The sequence below is a fragment of the Paeniroseomonas aquatica genome (assembly GCF_030409335.1).
In the GTDB taxonomy this organism is placed as follows: Bacteria; Pseudomonadota; Alphaproteobacteria; order Acetobacterales; family Acetobacteraceae; genus Belnapia; species Belnapia aquatica.
In genome coordinates this window covers 45983-64572 of sequence record NZ_JAUFPN010000142.1, presented here as the reverse complement: position 1 = coordinate 64572, position 18590 = coordinate 45983, and the positions used below count along the sequence as shown (strand labels likewise).

13 protein-coding genes are annotated in these 18590 nt (G+C 71.1%); 4 read left to right on the top strand and 9 right to left on the bottom strand.

The window, feature by feature from the left end:
- From QWZ14_RS12855 to QWZ14_RS12825, 7 genes are all read right to left on the bottom strand, one after another.
- Positions 1-1602 carry an ABC transporter substrate-binding protein gene (locus QWZ14_RS12855; protein WP_290317068.1) on the bottom strand — a complete coding sequence of 534 codons (1602 nt, stop codon included), beginning with the start codon at positions 1600-1602 and terminating at the stop codon, positions 1-3.
- A 186-nt stretch (positions 1603-1788) separates the two neighbouring features.
- Complete coding sequence (locus QWZ14_RS12850) at positions 1789-3369, bottom strand: ABC transporter substrate-binding protein (protein ID WP_290317067.1); 1581 nt, start codon at positions 3367-3369, stop codon at positions 1789-1791.
- Between the two features lie 76 nt (positions 3370-3445).
- The gene (locus tag QWZ14_RS12845) at positions 3446-5023 is read right to left on the bottom strand and encodes an ABC transporter substrate-binding protein (protein ID WP_290317066.1); all 1578 of its coding nucleotides are present in this window, start codon (positions 5021-5023) and stop codon (positions 3446-3448) included.
- Between the two features lie 4 nt (positions 5024-5027).
- Positions 5028-6599, bottom strand: a complete 1572-nt coding sequence (locus QWZ14_RS12840) for an ABC transporter substrate-binding protein (protein WP_408903678.1) — start codon at positions 6597-6599, stop codon at positions 5028-5030.
- Positions 6599-8191, bottom strand: a complete 1593-nt coding sequence (locus QWZ14_RS12835) for an ABC transporter substrate-binding protein (protein ID WP_290317064.1) — start codon at positions 8189-8191, stop codon at positions 6599-6601. The genes QWZ14_RS12840 and QWZ14_RS12835 overlap by 1 nt, the downstream gene beginning before the upstream one ends.
- A 2-nt stretch (positions 8192-8193) precedes the next feature.
- Positions 8194-9786, bottom strand: a complete 1593-nt coding sequence (locus tag QWZ14_RS12830; protein ID WP_290317063.1) for an ABC transporter substrate-binding protein — start codon at positions 9784-9786, stop codon at positions 8194-8196.
- Positions 9787-9894: 108 nt separating this feature from the next.
- A complete protein-coding gene (locus QWZ14_RS12825; RefSeq protein WP_290317062.1) occupies positions 9895-11481 on the bottom strand; it encodes an ABC transporter substrate-binding protein in 1587 nt (528 codons plus the stop codon).
- 731 nt (positions 11482-12212) lie between these two features.
- Here QWZ14_RS12825 and QWZ14_RS12820 point away from each other — a divergent pair.
- From QWZ14_RS12820 to QWZ14_RS12805, 4 genes are all read left to right on the top strand, one after another.
- Positions 12213-12704 (top strand): GtrA family protein, encoded by a 492-nt coding sequence (locus QWZ14_RS12820; protein WP_290317061.1) that lies wholly within the window; start codon positions 12213-12215, stop codon positions 12702-12704.
- A 114-nt stretch (positions 12705-12818) separates the two neighbouring features.
- Entirely contained in the window at positions 12819-14336 is a 1518-nt protein-coding gene (locus QWZ14_RS12815; RefSeq protein WP_290317060.1) for an exopolysaccharide biosynthesis polyprenyl glycosylphosphotransferase, read from the top strand.
- Between the two features lie 113 nt (positions 14337-14449).
- Complete coding sequence (locus tag QWZ14_RS12810; protein WP_290317087.1) at positions 14450-15382, top strand: glycosyltransferase family 2 protein; 933 nt, start codon at positions 14450-14452, stop codon at positions 15380-15382.
- Positions 15379-16413, top strand: coding sequence for a glycosyltransferase family 2 protein (locus QWZ14_RS12805; protein WP_290317059.1), 1035 nt, complete (start codon positions 15379-15381; stop codon positions 16411-16413). Before QWZ14_RS12810 ends, QWZ14_RS12805 begins: the two co-directional genes overlap by 4 nt.
- Before the next feature lie 24 nt (positions 16414-16437).
- Here the strand turns inward: QWZ14_RS12805 and QWZ14_RS12800 are convergent, their stop codons facing one another.
- Positions 16438-17133: a WecB/TagA/CpsF family glycosyltransferase gene (locus tag QWZ14_RS12800; protein WP_290317058.1), complete on the bottom strand. Its 696-nt coding sequence runs from the start codon at positions 17131-17133 to the stop codon at positions 16438-16440.
- A 46-nt stretch (positions 17134-17179) separates the two neighbouring features.
- A complete protein-coding gene (locus tag QWZ14_RS12795) occupies positions 17180-18418 on the bottom strand; it encodes an outer membrane beta-barrel protein (protein WP_290317057.1) in 1239 nt (412 codons plus the stop codon).
- Positions 18419-18590 lie beyond the last annotated feature (172 nt).

The following is an 18590-nucleotide window of genomic DNA, read 5'->3' as shown; positions in this document are numbered from 1 at the left end:
TCAGGACTTCGACACGCCCCAGAAGAAGGGCAGCGGCCCCTTCACGATGCCGGAGACATTCGCCCGCCAGGCCTGGTAGCCCAGGAAGAACCCGGTCGGGGCATAGACGACGTTATCCAGCGCGGCCTTGTTCAGCCGGTCGATCGCCGCCTTTTCGGCCGCCGCGTCCGGCGCGTCAAACCAGGCGCCGACCTCGGTCTCGACCGCGGGGATGTCCGGCCAGCCGAACCAGGCGCCGGCGCCATTGGCCCGCACCGCGTTGTAGACCGCCGGGTTGATGCAGTCGGCGCCGGCATGCCAGCTGTGGAACATCGACCAGCCGCCCTGGCCGAACGGGTTCTTCATGGCGCGGCGCTGGCCGGTGGTGCCCCAATCCGTCGCGACGAAATCGACGTTCATGCCGAGCCGCTTCAGCAGGTCGGCGGTGACGTCGCCCTGCGCCTTCGTGATCGGCTGGTCCTGCGCCACGATGCAGGTGACGGGCGTGCCGTTGTAGCCGCTCTCAGCCAGCATCCGCTTCGCCGCATCGAGGTTGCGCGGCCCCTTCAGGATCTCGCCGCCGGCCTCGGAGTACAGCGGCGTGCCCGGGGTGAAGTAGCCCGGCAGCGGCTTCCACAGCTTGTCGTCGTCGCCGACCAGCGCCCGCATGTAGTCTTCCTGGCTCATCGCCATCAGCACCGCGCGGCGCGCCTTCACGTCGTTGAAGGGCGTGGTGGTGTGGTTCATCCGGAAGGTGCCGATGTTGCCGAGCGGATCGGCGATGTCGACGCGGAGGTTGCGGTTGCGGCGGAGCTGCGGCACCAGGTCGGTGATCGGGTTCTCCCACCAGTCGACCTCGCCGTTCTGCAGCGCGGCGGAGGCCGTCGCCGCATCCGGCATCACCAGCCACTCGATCCGGTCGACGCCCATGCGCTTGCCGCCGGCGAGCCAGGAGCTGGGCTCGTCGCGCGGGACGTAGTCGGCGAATTTCTCGAAGACCGCCCGGGCGCCGGGGTTCCACTCGTCGCGCTTGAAGCGCATCGGCCCGCTGCCGATGAATTCGGCCACCTGGGTGAAGGGATCGGTCTTCGCCAGCCGCTCCGGCATGATGAAGGCCATCGGCGTGGAATTCTTGCCCAGCGCCATCAGCATCTTGGGGTAGGGCTTCTTCAGCACCCAGCGGACGTTGCGGTCGTCGACCGCGACCAGCTCCTGCTGGATCGCCTTCAGCATCTGGCCCATCGGGTCGCGGGCCGACCAGCGGGTCAGGCTGGCGACCACGTCCTTGGCCAGCACCGGGCTGCCGTCGTGGAATTTCAGCCCCGGGCGCAGCCGGAAGTCCCAGGTCAGCCCATCGGCCGAGACCTGCTCGGCCTCGGCCATCTGGCGCTGCGGCTTCAGCTCGGCGTCGAAGCCGTAGAGCGTGTCCCAGACCATCGCGGCGCCGTTGCGCACCACGTACTGGGTGCCCCAGATCGGGTCGAAATTGGCCAGATTCGCCTGCGGCACGAAGCGCAGGGTGCGGGCGGCGGCGCCCTGCGACAGCGCCGGCCCGGCCAGGCCGGCAGACGCACCCACCAGGCCGGCGGCGGCCGTCCCCTTCAGGAAATTCCTGCGATCCATGTCGTGTCCCTCAGCTCCCAGTCCGGACGGATTACCCCGCCCGGTTTCACATCAGCCTGCCGCATCCTTGGGCATCGCGCCAGCGGCGCGCAGCATCAAGTTCCGGCCGCGGCGACGGTCCGGCCCGAACCCTGCCCTAACCCGCCCGGTGCTTGCATGGCGCGTGCCACCGGCGGCGGCCGGCGCTCAGCTCCGCTTCACGTTCCAGAACAGCGGCGGCCCGCCGGTGACGATATTGGTTAGGCTGCGCCGGTAGGCCTGCGGCGGCCGCAGCAGCCCGAGCGGGATGAAGGGCGCCTCCTCCCAGACCAGCGCCTGCAATTCGCCGGCGATGCGGCGCTCGGCGGCCAGGTCGGGCGCGTCGAACCAGGCATCACGCAGCGCCTCCCGCCGCGGGCTGGTCGCCCAGCCGATCCAGCCGTCGGTGCCGTTGCCGCGGATCGGCTGGTGGCTGCCGGGCACCGAGACGTCGAGCCCCTCCCAGGTGGTGCAGAAGATGTTCCAGCCGCCCTGGTCCGGGGCCTCCCGCTTGGTCCGGCGCTGCACCAGCGTGCCCCAGTCCATGGACTGCAGGTCGACCGCCATGCCGATCCGCCGCAGCGTATCCGCCGCCACCTCGGACAGGGCATTGATGGTCGGGAAGTCGGTCGGCGAGAGGATGACCACCTTCTCCCCCCGGTAGCCCGCCGCCGCCAGCGCCCGCTTCGCCGCCTCCGGGTCGCGCGGCGCGGTCATGGCCTCGAGCCCGGTGTCGTTGGCCAGCGGCGTCCCCGGGGTGAAGGCCCCGGCCGGCACCTGCCACAGCGCCGGATCCTCGCCGAGCGCCGCCTGCATGAAGGACTTCTGGTCGATGGCGGCCTGGATGGCGCGGCGGATGCCCGGCTTGTCGAAGGGCGGGTGCAGGTGGTTGAAGCGCAGCATCCCCAGCGCGCCGGCGGTGTTCACCACCTCGATGGCGATGTCGCGGTTCCGCCGCAGCAGCGGCAGCAGGTCCGCCAGCGGGGTCTCCCACCAGTCCACCTCGTTGTTCTGCAGCGCCGCGGCGGCGGTCGCGGGGTCGGGCATCACCCGCCATTCCACCCGGTCGAAATGCACCTGCTTGCCGCCGGCCAGGAAATCCGCCGGCTCGTCCCGCGGCACGTAGCCGGCGAAGCGCTCGTAGGCGGCGAGGCTGCCGGGCACCCATTGCGAGCGGCGGAAGCGGAAGGGGCCGGAGCCGACGAAGTCGGTGATCTGGGTGAAGGGATCGGTCTTCGCCACCCGTTCGGGCATGATGGCGCAGATATTGGCGGAGGGCTTGCCGAGCGCCCAGGCCAGCCCCGGCCAGGGCCGCTTCAGCACGATCTCGAAGGCGTCGTCGGCGCCGGGGCGCATCTCCTCGAGCAGCGCCGCCAGCCGCAGGCCGAGCACGTCGCGCTTCGACCAGCGGGCGATGGAGGCGATGCAGTCGCGCGCCAGCACCGGCTCGCCGTCGTGGAAGCGCAGCTCCGGCCGCAGGGTGACCTTGTGCACCAGCCCATCGGCCGAGACCTCGTGCGCCGCCGCCATCTGCGGCTTCGGCTGGAAGTCCTGGCCGAGGCCGAACAGCGTGTCGTAGACCATCAGCCCGTGGTTGCGGGCCAGCGTGGTCGTGGTCCAGACCGGGTCGATGTTCGCCAGGTTGCCCTGCGGCACGAAGCGCAGGGTCCGCGCATTGCCCTGGGCCGCGGCCAGGCGCGGGGCCGCCAGGGCCAGGGCCGAGCCCTGCAGCAGGGTGCGACGATGCATGCGGCGTTCCTCCCGGGCGGCTCTTCCAGCGGCCGCCGCCCCCCATGCCCCAGCCGGCGGCGGCACGCAACCGGGCTCAGGTCTTGCCCATGTTCCAGAAGGCGGTGACCGGCGACTTGAACACGCCGGTCACGTTGCGGCGCCAGGCCGAGGGCTGCCAGTAGAAGCCCAGCGGCACATAGGCCATCACCTCCATCGCCCGCCGGTTCAGCGCCTCGGCGATGCGACGCGATTCGGCGGCGTCGCCGGTCTCGGTCCAGGCGGCGCGCAGCCGCTCGATCTCGGCATCCTCCGGCCAGCCGAACCAGGCCTGCGGCCCATTGGCGCGGAGGAACAGGTGGAAGACCGGCAGGCTGAGGCTCTGGCCGGAGCTTGTGGTGTGGATGATGCTCCAGCCGCCCTTCTCCACCGTCTCCTTGCTTGCCCGCCGCTGGATCAGCGTGCCCCAGTCGGTCGAGACGACCTCGAGGTTCATCCCCAGCCGGCGCAGCACATCGGCCGTGACGAGCGACAGCGCGTTGATCTGCGGATAGTCGCCCGGCGCGACCAGCACCACCTTCTCGCCGTTGTACCCGGCCGCGGCCAGCGCCGCCTTGGCCTTGTCGATGTCATGCGTCTTCAGCACCTCGCTGCCGGCCTCGTTGGCCAGCGGCGTGCCGCAGGTGAAGACGCCCTCGCAGGCCTCCCAGCCGCCCGCCTCGTTGCCGGCGACAGCGCGCAGGTAGTCCCGCTGGTCGACCGCCATCGCCACCGCGCGGCGGATGGCCGGGTTGTCGAAGGGCGGGTGCAGCGTGTTGAAGCGGCAGATGCCATAGGTGCCATCCAGCAGGCGTTGCTCCACCACCACCTGGCGGTTGCGCCGGAGCAGCGGCAGCAGGTCGTGCAGCGGATATTCCCAGTAGTCCTGCTCGCCGGTGGTCATGGCGCTGGCCGCCGTCGCGGGGTCGGTGATGACGGTCCATTCCACCCGGTCCAGCCGCGGCACCCGCCCGCCGGCGAGGCCGTCGACCGCCCCCTCGCGCGGCACGTAGCCGTCGAATTTGGCCCAGACCGAGCGTTGCCCGGGGTTCCACTCGTCGCTCAGGAAGCGGAAGGGCCCGCTGCCGATCGGCTCGCGGATCTGCTGGAAGGCATCGGTCCGGGCGATGCGCTCCGGCATGATGAAGCAGGGGAATTGCGTCTGGCCGAGGGCCAGCAGCAGCAGCGGCACCGGCTTCTTCAGCCGGAAGCGGAAGCGCCGGTCGTCCAGCGCCTCCACCTCGGCCACCTGGGCCGAGAGCACCTGCATGAAGGGGTCGCGCCGCGCCCAGCGCTTGATACTGGCGACGCAATCGCGCGCCAGCACCGGCTCGCCATCGTGGAAGCGCAGCCCGGGCCGCAGGGTGAAGGTCACGGCCAGGCCATCCGGCTCGGTGACCCAGCCCTCCGCCATCTGCGGCTGGATCTCGCCCTTGGCGTCCTGGGCGCAGAGCTGGTCGTAGGTGAGGAAGGCGTGGTTCCGCGTCACCACCGCCGTGGTCCAGACCGGATCGAGACTGGTCAGGTTGGCCTGCGGGATCACCCGGAGGGTGCGCGCCGCGGCCCCCTGGGAGAAGGCCGGCGCGGGGAGCGCGGCGGCCGCGAACCCCGCCTGCATCAGGCTGCGTCGTTGCATGGCGTCAGGCCCTCCGAATGCCCCAGAAGATCGCGAAACCCTTCACCCGGTCCACCAGGCTCCGGCGATGCGCCGTGATCGAGTAGTAGGCGCCGGTCGGGATATAGGGCAGCCCGTCCATCGCCGCCGCCTGGATCCGCCGCGCCAGCGCCTGCTGCGAAGCGAGGTCCGGCGCATCCAGCCACTCCGTCCGCAGCCGCTCCACCTCCGGCAGGTCCGGCCAGCCCGGCGCCGCCGCGGCGCCGTCCGAGCGCAGCTGGTTGTGGGTGATGGGGTTGATGAAATCCATGCCTGAGGAGGCGAAGCAGGCGATCGACCAGCCGCCGGCATCCAGCGGCCCCTTGTTCATCCGCCGCTGCGCGACCGTCCCCCAATCCGTCAGCACGACATCGAGGTTGAGGTCGAGCCGCCGCAGCAGGTCGGCCGCCACCTGCGCCTGCGCCGTGGTGGAGTTGATGTCGGTGGTGCCGAGCAGCCGCACCCGCTCGCCCCTGTAGCCGGCCTCGCGCAGCGCCTGCCTGGCGCGCTCGATGCTGCGAGGCCCCTGCAGCGGGCCGAGGCCCTCGTCATTCGCCATCGGGCCGTTCGGGGTGAAGAAGCCGCAGCCGGTCTCGAATTTCGTCGGGTCGGGCCCGACGATCGCGGTCATGAAATCCTCCTGGCTGATCGCATGCAGGAAGGCGCGGCGGATGCCTGGATTGTCGAAGGGCGGCTGCAGATGGTTGAAGCGGAACTGCCCCGGCAGCGGCAGCGGGTCGATCGGCTCGAGCTGGATGCCCCGGTTGCGCCCCAGCAGCTGCTGGATCTCCGGCCCCATCTGCTCGAACCAGTCGACCTCGTTGTTGATCAGCGCCGCGGCGGCGGTCGCCGCATCGGGGATGATGGCCCACTCGATCCGGTCGAAATGCGCCACCTTCGGCCCGGCGGTCATGCCGGCGCCGCCGCCGCTGGTCGGCACATAGGCCTCGTTCCTGGCCCAGACCGCGCGGCTGCCCTGGCGGAACTCGTCTATCAGGAAGCGGAAGGGGCCGCTGCCGATGGGCTCGCGGATCTGCTGGAAGGGATCGGTCTTCGCCAGCCGCTCCGGCATGATGAACAGCGAAGGGTTGGCCGGCACGCCCAGCGCTTCGATCAGCAGCGGGAAGCGCCGCTTGAGGCGGAAGCGGAAGCGCCGGTCGTCCACCACCTCCACCGCATCGGTGCGCGCCGCCAGGGCCTGGCCCATCGGGCTGCGCCGCATCCAGCGGGCGATGCTGGCGACGCAATCCCCGGCCCGCACCGGCTCGCCGTCGTGGAAGGCCAGCCCGGGCCGCAGGGTGATGGTGCAGGTCAGGTCGTCGTCGCCGAAGACATGCCCCTCGGCCATCTGCGGGAAGACCCGGAAGGCATTGTCGGTGCCGTAGAGCGTGTCCCAGACCATGTAGCCATGGTTGCGGATGACGTTGGAGGAGACCGCCACCGGGTCCAGCCCGCCGAGGTCGGCCTGCGGCACGAAGCGCAGCACGCTCGCCCGCTGCGCCACCGCGGGTGCGGCGACCGCCGCCGCCCCCGCCGCCAGCAGTCCCCGCCGGGCGATCATCCGCGCCTGATGTTCCAGAACAGCGCGAAGCCCGGCACCCGCCCCGTCAGGTTGCGCCGGAAGGAGGTCATCGAGGTATAGGCGCCGACCGGGATGTAGGGCACCTCGTCCAGCATGGTGAGCTGGATCTCCCGCGCCAGCTTCTTCTGGCTGTCGAGGTCCGGCGCGTCGAACCAGGCGTCGCGCAGCTCCTCCAGCCGGGGGATGGTCGGCCAGCCGAACCAGGCGCCCGCGCCATTGCCGCGCAACGGGAAATTGCCCGAGGGGTCGGCGAATTCGAAGGAGGCGAAGGCGGTGAGGAAGACGCTCCAGCCGCCCTTCTCCAGCGGCTCCCGGCTCGCCCGCCGCTGCACCACGCTGCCCCAGTCGGTCAGGACGAAGTCGAGGTTCACATCCAGCTGGCGGAACATGTCGCCCGCCACCTGGGTCATCGCCGCCGGCGCCAGGATGTCGGTCGGGCCGATCAGCCGGATGGGCTGGTTGGTATAGCCGGCCTCCTTCAGCAGCGCCCTGGAGCGGGCGATGCTGCGCGGCCCCGTCAGCGCCGCCATCCCGGCGTCGTTGGCCAGCGGCGTGCCCGGGGTGAAGGTGCCCATGGTGTCGGAATAGAGCGCCGGGTCGGGACCCACGATCGCCGTCATGTAGTCGGTCTGGCTGACCGCCGGCAGGAGGGCCTGGCGCATCTTCTTGTCGTTGAAGGGCGGGTGCAGGTGGTTGAAGCGCAGCACCGCCGGATTGGGCAGGCGGTCGATCGCCTCCACCGTGATGGCGCGGTTGCGCCGGAAGAGCTGCTGGATCTCCGGCGGCGGCTGCTCGTACCAGTCGATCTCGCCGTTCTGCAGCGCCGCCGAGGCGGTCGCCGCATCGGTGATGATGTGCCACTCGACGCGGTCGAAGTGGGCGACCTTCGCCCCCGCGGTCAGGCTCGGCGCGCCCGAGGCCGGCTGGTAGGCGGCGTTCCGCTCATAGGCGGCGAAGCTGCCGGAGTTGTACTCGCTGGCGAGGAATTTGAACGGCCCGCTGCCCACCGTCTCGCGGATCTGCTGGAAGGGGTCGGTCCGGGCGATCCGCTCCGGCATGATGAAGGCGGCCGGGTTGGACGGGTTGGCGAGCGAGGCCAGCAGCCGGGGGAAGGGCCGCTTCAGCTTGAAGCGCAGCCGCCGGTCGTCCAGCGCCGCCAGCTCGTCGACCACGGGCTCCAGCTTCTGGCCGTTGGAGTTGCGCTTCATCCAGCGCTTCAGGCTGGCGACGCAATCCGTGGCCCGCACCGGCTCGCCGTCGTGGAAGCGGAGGCCGCTGCGCAGCGTGAAGGTCCAGGCCCGGCCGTCGTCCGCGACGCTGTGCCCCTCGGCCATCTGCGGCTGCGGCTGGAACTCCGCATCCATCCCGTAGAGCACGTCATAGACCAGCCAGGCGTGGTTGCGTGTGACGTTGGCCGTGGTCCAGATCGGATCGAGGCTGGTGAGGTTGGCCTGGGGGACGAACTTCAGGGTGCGTGCCGCGGTGTTCTGGCCGATGGCGAAGCGCGGCCAGGCGGGGGTGATTGCGGCGGCGCCGGCGACGCCGGCCAACAGGGATCGACGCTGCATGCTCACACCTTCCTCGCATTCCAGAAGAAGGGCGGGCCCTTCGGCAGGTCGACCAGGTTGCGGCGATAGGCGGTCGCCACGAAGGCCTGGCCCAGCGGCAGGGCCGGCACCTCCTCGAAGCCGATCGCCTGCTGCTCCCGCGCCGCCTGCTGCTGCGCGGCGAGGCTCGGCGCGTCGAACCACTCGGCCCGCTTGGCCTCCAGCCGCTCGGAGCTCGCCCAGCCGAACCAGCCGTTGGTGCCGTTGCCGCGCAGCGTCTGGTTCACCCCGGGGCCCAGCGTGTCGAAGCCGGCCCAGTAGGTGAAGAAGACGCTCCAGCCGCCCTTCTCCACCGGCTCCCGGCTGTTCCGGCGCTGCACCACGGTGCCCCAGTCGGAGGAGACGTAGTCGACGTTCAGCCCCACCTGCTTGAACAGGTCGGCGCCGACCAGGCAGAGGGCATTGATGATGGGGAAGTCGGTGGCCCCGAGCAGCACCACCGGCTCGCCCTTGTAGCCGCTGGCGGCCACCTCCCGCTTCACCTTCTCCAGGTCGCGCGGGCTGGTCAGCGCCGCCATGCCGGCATCGCTGGCGAAGGGCGTGCCGTCGGGGAAGAAGCCGACCTTGTCGCGCCAGGCGCCCTTGGTATCGCCGAAGGCCGCGGTCATGAAGTCTGCCTGGTTGATGGCGCCGAGCAGCGCCTGCCGCAGCTTCGGGTTGTTGAAGGGCGCGTGCAGATGGTTGAAGCGCGCGAAGCCGAGCTGCCCGGTCGGATCGGGGATGTCGATGACGATGTCGCGCGCCCGGCGCAGCGGCGGCAGCAGGTCGTTCGGCGGGTTCTCCCACCAGTCCACCTCGCCCGACTGCAGCGCGGCGGAGGCCGTGGCGCTGTCCGGCGTCACCCGCCACTCCACCCGGTCGACCAGGGCCCGCTTCGGGCCGGAGGTCCAGGCCGGGGTGCCGCTCTCGCGCGGCCTGTAGTCGGCGAAGCGCTCATAGACGAAGCGGCTGCCCTGGACCCGCTCATCGGGTTTGAAGCGGAAGGGGCCGCTGCCGATGAACTCGGTCACCGCGCGGAAGGGGTCGGTATTGGCCAGCCGCTCCGGCATCATGAAGGGCACGGGGGTGCCGACCTTGCCCAGCGCATCCGGCAGCAGCGGAAAGGGCTTCTTCAGCCGGAAGACGATGGTGCGGTCGTCGGTCGCCAGCAGGTCGTCGGTCCGGGCCGCCAGCTCCTGGCCCAGCGGGTCGCGCCGCTGCCAGCGCTTGATCGAGGCGACGCAATCCTGCGCACGCACCGGCTCGCCGTCGTGGAATTTCAGCCCGGGCCGCAGGGTCAGGGTCCAGCGGCGGCCGTCGTCCTCGACCACATGGCCCTCGACCATCTGCGGCTGCGGCTTGAGGTCGGCGTCCAGGCCGTAGAGCGTGTCCCAGATCAGGAAGGCGTGGTTCCGCGTGACATAGGCGGTGGTCACGATCGGATCGAGCGTGCCGACGTCGGATTGCGGAATGAAGCGCAGCACCCGGCTGTTCGCCGGCTGCGCGATCGAGAAGCGTGGCAGCAGGCTGGAAGCCCCGGCCGCCGCGCCGGCGCCCAATAGGTTGCGTCGAAGCATCGATTGTCTCCCCGGAGCCGTCTCGCGGCCGTTGCCGCGGAGTGAAGCCCGGCGCGGCCGCCCCTGCAAGCCGGACCGGAGGTTGTGCCCCCCGTCAGGCGGGGGCGGTCAGGCGCGGCGGACGTTCCAGAACAGCGGCGGCCCCTTCAGCACCCCGGTCAGGCTGCGGCGATAGGCGGTCGGCTGGAAGTACTGCCCGGTCGGGACGTAGGGCACGCCCTCGAAGGCGGCGCGGCTGATGGCATCCGTCGCCGCCTTGGCCGCGGCGGCATCCGGCGCATCGAACCAGGCATCGCGCTGCCGCTCGATCTCGGGGATGTCGGGCCAGCCGAACCAGGCCTGGGCGCCGTTGCCGCGCAGCGCGTTGTGCCCGGCCGGATTCCAGTGGTCGACCGCCGACCAGAAGGTGAAGAAGCCGGACCAGCCGCCCTTCTCCAGCGGCTCCCGGCTCGCCCGGCGCTGCACCACCGTGCCCCAGTCGGTGGCGACGTAATCGACGTCGAAGCCCATCCGCTTGAACAGGTCGGCGCCGACCAGGCCGCAGGCATTGATGCTGGCGAGGTCGGTGGCGTTCATCAGCACCAGCTTCTGCCCCATGGCGCCGGCCGCCTGGATCTCCCGCCGCGCCTGCTCGATGCTGCCCCTGTAGGCCTCGAGCCCGGCCGTGGTGCCGAAGGGCGAGGCCGGGGCGAAGAAGCCCACCTTGTCCCGCTTCAGCTTCGGGTCGTCGCCGATCACCGCCGTCATCATGTCCATCTGGCTGATGCAGGTCAGCACCGCGCGGCGGACGGCGGGGTTGTCGAAGGGCGCGGTCAGGTGGTTCGGCCGGAAGGTGCCGATCAGGCCCATGGGGTCGGCGACCTCGACCACCACGTTGCGGTTGCGGGCGAGCGAGGGAAACAGGTCGGCCGTCGGCTGCTCCCACCAGTCGATCTCGCCCGACTGGACCGAGGCCGCGGCGGTGCCGGGGTCGTTGATGACGTGCCACTCGACGCGGTCGAAATGCGCCACATGCGGCCCGGCGGTGTTGCGCGCCACGCCCTCGCCGAAGGGCTGGTAGGCGGCGTTCCGCTCCCAGACCGCCTTGGCGCCGGGCACCCATTCGTCCCGGCGGAATCGGTACGGGCCGCTGCCGGTCGCGTCGGTGATCTGCTGGAAGGGGTCGGTCCGCGCCACCCGCTCCGGCATGATGTAGAGGCAGGGCGTGGTCACCTTGGCGAAGGCGTCCAGCATCATCGGGAAGGGCTTCTTCAGCCGGATCTGGAAGCGCAGGTCGTCGAGCGCCGCCATCTCCTCGGTCTGGGTCAGCAGCCGCTGGCCGAAGGCATCGCGCCGGGCCCAGCGCTGGATGCTGGCGACCGCGTCCTGTGCCCGCACCGGCTCGCCATCGTGGAAGCGCAGCCCCGGCCGCAGGGTGAAGACCCAGCGGCGGCCCTCGTCCTCCACCACATGGCCGGCGGCGGCGGCCGGGTGGACCTTGTAGTCGTCGTCCACGGCATAGAGCTGGTCGTAGACCATGTAGGCATGGTTGCGGGCGATATAGGCCGTGGTCCAGAACGGATCGATGGTGGAGAGATTGGCCTGGGGGATGAATTTCAGCACCCGCGACGCCGCGGGCTGCGCCAGGGCGGGCTTCGGCAGGACCATGGCGGCGCCGGCCAGCGCCGCCCCACCCAAGACACCGCGTCGGAACATGCGTGACACTCCCCGGAGCTGGAACGGTACAGAAACTACCCGATTCCCGGCGGGAGCGAAGCAGTAATCCGTCCGGCGGGGCGCGGCCTTGCCGCCGTCCGACCCGAGGTTGCGGAGACGGCGGGAATTTCAGCTGCGGCCGTGCGTGCCGCCACCGCAACCGGCAGTGGCCCATCCGGCCTCGGCCGCCCGCTGTCGCGGTGGATGCGCCGGTGCCGCATGGCCTGCGGTGGCGGCCTCGCCGCGGCCCGGAGCGCCGGGCGGGGCGCGGGCGGCGCCGCCAAGGCCAATCTTCCCCAAGGACGCGAAGTTTCATTGCAACGTCACGCCTTTTGCGTTGGGTGCATGGCCATGCTGCACTGCAACCGGAACCGCATCCGCGGACCGGGCAGGGACGACACCAACAACGAAATGATCGCTCCCCGAAATGCGACAGGCGCTCGACATCCGGTGATCGCGCGGCGGGCGCCAATGGGTGTAATTCAGCATTGACACTCAAGAAACATTCCGCGTTGCGACCTGCCGCATCTCCGTCACATCCAGGTCCCATACTTCACGTTCCGGAGGAGCCTCGATCGCATGCCGCACGCCTTGCCTTCATTCCCATGCTGCGCCGCAAAAAGTGACGGAGAAATTGGGTGTATCCAGGCATCAGCGAGCCGTTGTCACCGCGCCGTGGTTTGTCTGAAACCCTGTCGCGGCGTATGCAATCCGCATTCAGGATGCACCGCATGACCGCCGCCACTTCCGGCATCGTTACGCCCACCCAAGGTCCTCGTACCGCCCTTGCCCGCTGGCTCTCCCCGTCCGCCCGGCGGATGGGGCGCGAGCTGCTGCGCTTCGGCGTGGTCGGCGTGGCCGGATTCGTGGTGGATGCCGGCGTGCTGGTGGCGGGCATCGCCCTCGGCACCGGCCCCTGGTTCGGCCGGGTGCTGTCCTACCTGGCCGCGGCGAGCACGACCTTCGCGCTCAACCGCGCCTGGACCTTCCGCGACGCCGCCCGGCCCGCCGGCCGGGCCGCCGCCCGCCAATGGGGACTTTTTCTGCTGGTCAATCTTCTTGGCTTCGCCTGCAACTACGGGACCTATGCGGCGCTCCTCGCCAGCGTGCCGCTGGTCGCAGCGCATCCCGTGCTCGGGGTCGCGGCGGGTTCCCTCGCTGGCTTGCTCGGCAATTTCCTGCTGGCACGGCGCTTCGTGTTCAGCGACAGCAAGACCTCCTGAGGACCTGGACGTGATGCCCGAGACCCTGGTCCCGATCCCCTGCGGCAGCCTGCGCCCCGGCCTGCCCAGCCCAAGCCTGCGCCACGGTGCGCCCTGCTCAAAAGGAGCAATCGCATGCCCGGCGTGATGCCCCCTGAAACCCGGCCCGGCGCCCGCCAGCTGATCCCCGCCATGGCGGATGCCGGCTGGGGCCGCTTCGCCGCGGATGCCCGCACCGCCGCCCGGCGGCAGGATCCGCTGCAGGCGCCGCTGCCGCCGATCCTGCTGGCCAGCCTGGTGGCGCTGCTCGACGGCCTGGCGATCGCCGCGGCCGGAGTCGCGCTGCAGGCCCTGCCGACGCCGGCCGGCCGGCCGGATGCGGCGCTGATCGGCTTCCTCTCGCTGCTCGGCCCCTGCCTGATCGGCGTGGTCGGCGGCTACGGCCATGCCGCGCTCTACGGCAGCCGCAAGGCGGCGCTCGCCGCGCTGGCCGGGCTCACCCTGGCCGGCGGCGGGCTGTCGCTCGCGGCCATGGTGCTCGACGCCCAGGTCTCCTTCCCCCCTGCCCTCGCCCTGTTCTGGCTGGCCTTCGCCACGCCGCCGCTGCTCAGCGGCCGGCTGGCCGCCGCCCTCGCCCTGCGCGCCGCGGCCGACCGCACCCGGCAGCGCGCCGTGGTGGTCGGCGACGGGCCGCAGGCCTCCCGCTTCGTCGCCGCCCTGCGCGGCCGGCAGGACCGCAGCATCGAATTGCTCGGGCTGGTCGACGACCGCCGCCCGCACCAGCCGCGCGGCCACCGCAACGGCCTGCCCTACCTCGGCTCGATCGAGCAGCTCTGCGCCATGATCCGCCGCGGCGAGGTCGACCAGATCATCCTCGCGCTGCCCTGGGCGGCGGAGGCCCGGCTGGTGGCCCTGCTGCGGCTGTTCGGCGACTATCCGGTGGACATCCGCCTGGCCCCCGACCTGATGGCCTATCGCAGCGCCGGCCAGGCCGGCCCGGAGGCCGAGCGCCTGCGCCTGCTGCGGCTGGCCGACCGGCCGATCCGCGGCTGGGGCGCGGTGGTGAAGTCCATCGAGGACTACCTCCTCGCCGGCATCGGCCTGGCGGTCGCCGCCGCGCCGATGGCGCTCATCGCGCTGGCCATCAAGCTCGACAGCCCCGGCCCGGTCTTCTTCCGCCAGCGCCGCACCGGCTTCAACAACACCCACTTCTACGTGCTGAAGTTCCGCACGATGTACAACGACGCCCTCGACCACACGGTGAAGAAGCAGGTCTCGGCCGGCGATGCCCGCGTCACCCGGGTCGGCGCCATCCTGCGCCGCACCTCGCTGGACGAGCTGCCGCAGATCCTGAACGTGCTGCGCGGCGAGATGTCCTTCATCGGGCCCCGCCCGCATGCCCCCGGCACCCGCGCCGGCGGCCGCCCCTTCGAGGAGGTGGCCGTCCGCTACGCCGCCCGCCACCGGGTCAAGCCGGGCCTCACCGGCCTGGCCCAGGTCCGCGGCTGGCGCGGCCCGACCGAGACGGAAGAGAAATTGATCCGACGGGTTGAGAGCGACCTCGAGTATATCGACACCTGGTCGCCCTGGCTCGACCTTACCATCCTGGTCCGGACCCTGCTGGCCGTGGCGCGCATGCGCAACGCCTGCTGACGCCGAACCACCGGAGACGCCATTTGACCGCCACCGACACCTTGTCACGCGACACCGTCACCGCTGCGCCCCGCCCGGCGCCCCTTCCCGGGGCCGGCGGGGCGCGGCCCCGCATCGCCATCCTGATCCCCTGCTACAACGAGGAGGTGGCCGTCCCCCGGGTGGTCGCCGCCTTCCGCGCCGCCCTGCCGCAGGCCGCCGTCTACGTCTACGACAACAACTCGAAGGACGGCACGGTGGCCGCGGCGCGCGCCGCCGGCGCCGTGGTGCGGACCGAGAACCTCCAGGGCAAGGGCCACGTGGTCCGCCGGATGTTCGCCGACATCGAGGCCGATGCCTATGTCCTGGTCGACGGCGACGACACCTACGATGCCGCCGCAGCCCCGGCCATGCTGCGCGAGCTCTTCGCCCAGCGGCTGGACATGGTGACCGGCATCCGCATCACGCCGGAGGAGATCGCCGCCGCCGCCTACCGCCCGGGCCACCAGTTCGGCAACGCGGTGCTGACCGGCATGGTCCGCTGGGTCTTCGGCGACCGCATCTCGGACATGCTCTCGGGCTACCGGGTCTTTTCCCGCCGCTTCGTCAAGAGCTTCCCCGCCCTGGCCTCGGGCTTCGAGACCGAGACCGAGTTCACCGTCCATGCGCTCGAGCTGATGCTGCCGGTCGGCGAGGTCGCCTCCGCCTACAAGGAGCGCCCGGCCGGCTCCACCAGCAAGCTGAACACCTACCGCGACGGCTTCCGCATCCTGCGGACCATCGTCACCCTGGTGCAGCGCGAGCGGCCGCTGATGTTCTTCTCGGCCGCCAGCGCGCTTCTGCTGCTGCTGGCGCTGATCCTGGCGGCGCCGCTGCTGCAGACCTTCATCGCCACCGGCCTGGTGCCGCGGCTGCCGACGGCGGTGCTTGCCACCGGCCTGGTGCTGCTCTCCTTCCTGTCCTTCGCCTGCGGCCTGATCCTGGACACGGTCACCCGCGGCCGGCAGGAGGCCAAGCGCATCGCCTACCTGGCGGTGCCCGGGCCGGATTTCGAAGGCCAGGCATGAGCCTCGGCCCCTATCCCGCGCCGGTCCACGTCGCCGGCGCCGCCGGGCCGCCGGGCAGGACCGACGCCGACGTGATCATCCTGGCGCTGGACCGGGCCGAGGACACCATCGCCGCCATCGCCTCCGCCCGGGCCCAGACCGGCCTGGCCAAGCATGTCTGGGTCGCCGACCAGGGCAGCAAGCCGGAGAACCTCGCCCTGCTCGCCGCGGCGGTGGGGGACGCGCCGGATGCGACGCTGGTCCGGCTCGACCGCAACTGGGGCGTCGCCGGCGGCCGCAACCGGGCCACCGCGCTCGGCACCGGCCGCTGTGTCTTCGCCCTCGACAACGACGCCGAATTCGCCACGGCCGACACGCTCGCCCGCGCCGTCGAGGCGCTGGACGACGAGCCCGACATCGCCGCCGTCGCCTGCCGCATCCAGGTCTTCGCCACCGGGGCGGAGGATCTCTCCTCCTGGGGCTATCCCCCCTCGCTGCTGCCGCGCGCCGCCGGGGCCTTCGACGCAGTCACCTTCGTCGGCGCCGGCCATGGGATCCGCCGAGCCGATTTCGAGGCCGCCGGCGGCTACGACGACGCCCTGTTCTTCTGCTGGGAGGAGTTCGACTTCGCCCTGCGGGCCATCAATGCCGGCCAGCGCATCCGCTACCGCGGCGACATCGCGGTGCGGCACAAGGTCAGCGGCGAGCACCGCTTCTCCTGGTCCGGCACCCGCTGGTTCCACTTCGTCCGCAACCGGCTCTATATCGGGATGAAATACGGCACCGGCGCCCTGGCGCTGATGCCGCGCTTCCTGGCCTATCAGGTGAAGGGCGCCCGCAACGGGGTGCTGGGCCAGGGCCTGCGGGCCGGCCTCGCCGCGCTCAAGCTGGCCCGCGCCTTCCGCCCGCCGGCGGGGCAGGAGGCGCTCTACCGGCTGACCCCCGCGGCGCAGGCCTATATCGCGGCCAACGACGCGGCCCACCGGGGCGGCATGGCGAAGCGGGTGCGGGCCGAGATCCTCTCGGCCCTGCCGAGCGCCGCCAAGAGCTGAGCGCCCCGAGGGGGCCGGGTCAGCTCAGGCCTTGCGGCTGCGGGCTTCCTGCCGCAGCAGGCCGATGATCGCCGGGCTATCCACCAGGTAGCGCCGCGCCAGCCGCTTCGGGTCCTGCGCCAGCCGCCAGGCCCATTCCAGGCCGACCTTCTGCACCGGCACCGGGGCCCGCCTTTCCTCCCCGGTCAGGAAGAGCAGGCTCGCGCCGATGCAGAGCCCGAGGCCGGTCGCCCGGCCGCGTTCCACCACCTTGTGCGCCACCATGCACTGCCGGGGCGAGCCGACCGCAAGGAAGGTGAAGCGCGCCGGATGCTCCTCGATGAAGCGGACCGCCGCCTCGAACTCACCTGGATCGCGCTCGAAGCCCATCGGCGGGTTGTGATGGGCGATGCGCCGCAGCCCGGTGCGCTCGACCAGCCGCGCCAGTGCCGCCGGCTCGAGGCCGAGCACCGTCACCGGCTCGTCCGGGGCGATCTCCTGCTCGACCAGCCGCGCCGTGAGGTCGCTGCCCGGCACCACCGCCGGGACCGGCAGCCCGACCATCCGGCCGAGCTGTGCCACCACCCGGCTGTCGAGCAGCCGCATCCAGGCGTCGTCGTAGAGCGGGCGGATGCGCGGCTCGCGCGCGATGCGGACCAGATGGTCCGCATTGGGGGTCACCACGTAGCCGAAGGGTGCCCCCGGAGGACGGGCCACCAGCTGGGCGACCACGTCCGGCATCGACAGGTTGGCGAAATCATGGCCCAGAAGCCGGACCCGGCTACCCTCAGAGGGCGAAGCGGAGCCGAAGCTGGACGAGGTTCCGCGAGTACTCATCCAGACCGGCACTGGTCTCGATTCGCCGGACATAGGTATAGGTCCCGATCAGTTGCATGTTCCGATTCAGCAGATAGCGTGCTGACACGGTGGCCAACGCGTCAGTCACCTGCTGGTTCGGGCTTTCATACTCACGACGGTCGGCGCGGAGATCGGCACCAAGGATGATGTTCCGCAGGTATTCGTGATCGACCCCGATGCCCGCCTGGGTCCGCTGGAAGCTCACCGCATCGGCCCGGATCGATTCCTCGATGGTCCGGTTCACGTTGAAGCGCAGGGTGGTCAGCTGGGTCGGCGCCCAGGTCAGCACGGCTTCCACCGCCGGGCCCTGCAGGGTCTTGATGTTGGCCGCGCGGTATTCGCGCTGCCGCCAGCCGACCGCGACGCGGGCCTGCCAGACGCCGTCGAAGTCGTACTGGAAGCCGCCCAGGGCCTCCCAGGTGAAGCTGTCGCGGCCGCGGGTCAGGGCATCGGAGTAGCTGATGTCCTGCACCCGGAAGACCGCGTTCACCGCCCGGCCCGGCGCCAGCGAGTAGCTGCCGCCCAGCGAGCCGATGACGGTGTTGAAGCTCTGCGCCGAGAGCTGGTTCTGCACCCCGCCGACCGTCGCGTCCTCGAACTGGAAGCTCCGGTACACGCCGAGGGCCTGCAGGCCCAGCCGGTTGAAGGCGGTCTGGCCGAGCACCGCGACCTCGTCCGAATTATAAGGCACCGGCTGGGTGATGCCGGCCCGCTGCACGTCGAAATTGTAGACGTCGAGGTGCTCGCGGTAGTGGCGGTACTGCGCGGTGACATTGGTGGTCGCGTTGAAGTCGTACTTGCCGAAGCCGCCGATGGTCCAATCGTTGTAGTTCAGCGCCGAGCGGCTGAAGTACTGCCGGTTGTCGGAGGTGACCGAAGCCCCGAGGGCATGGGTCGTCCAGTCGGTGCGGAGGTCGACGTTCGCCCGCTCGTCGACGAAGCCGTCGGAGACGACATTGTTCTTGCGGCCGAACAGGTTGCTGTCCCAGCCCGGGGCGATCTCGACCGCGCCGTCCAGCCGGTAGCCGCCCAGCCGCACGCCCAGCGGGTCGTAGTCCGGCCGCGCCCGGCTCTGCACCGTGACGCCCCGCGCCGTGTCGGACGCGGCCCCGATCTGCGCATAGGCCTCGCCCAGCGGCATCGCCGCCAGGGTCAATCCCCAGAACACCCCACGGGAGACCCACCGGAAACCCGACCCTGGAAACCTTTTCACCACCATTGCCCCGCCATGCTGCGCCCCTGACCTGCCTAGCACGAGGTCGCTGCCCAGTATGCCCGAAACAAACACAAACTGTCCTGGCAGCCCCCTCCGGCGCCGGGTTTTGGCGGGATGTGGCACG

Coding starts and splice junctions, on each gene's coding strand:
- QWZ14_RS12850 (WP_290317067.1), bottom strand. CDS start 3,369: ATGCATCGTCGCACCCTGCTGCAGGGCTCGGCCCTGGCCCTGGCGGCC.
- QWZ14_RS12845 (WP_290317066.1), bottom strand. CDS start 5,023: ATGCAACGACGCAGCCTGATGCAGGCGGGGTTCGCGGCCGCCGCGCTC.
- QWZ14_RS12805 (WP_290317059.1), top strand. CDS start 15,379: ATGAGCCTCGGCCCCTATCCCGCGCCGGTCCACGTCGCCGGCGCCGCC.
- QWZ14_RS12820 (WP_290317061.1), top strand. CDS start 12,213: ATGACCGCCGCCACTTCCGGCATCGTTACGCCCACCCAAGGTCCTCGT.
- QWZ14_RS12830 (WP_290317063.1), bottom strand. CDS start 9,786: ATGCTTCGACGCAACCTATTGGGCGCCGGCGCGGCGGCCGGGGCTTCC.
- QWZ14_RS12855 (WP_290317068.1), bottom strand. CDS start 1,602: ATGGATCGCAGGAATTTCCTGAAGGGGACGGCCGCCGCCGGCCTGGTG.
- QWZ14_RS12825 (WP_290317062.1), bottom strand. CDS start 11,481: ATGTTCCGACGCGGTGTCTTGGGTGGGGCGGCGCTGGCCGGCGCCGCC.
- QWZ14_RS12815 (WP_290317060.1), top strand. CDS start 12,819: ATGCCCGGCGTGATGCCCCCTGAAACCCGGCCCGGCGCCCGCCAGCTG.
- QWZ14_RS12800 (WP_290317058.1), bottom strand. CDS start 17,133: ATGCCGGACGTGGTCGCCCAGCTGGTGGCCCGTCCTCCGGGGGCACCC.
- QWZ14_RS12835 (WP_290317064.1), bottom strand. CDS start 8,191: ATGCAGCGTCGATCCCTGTTGGCCGGCGTCGCCGGCGCCGCCGCAATC.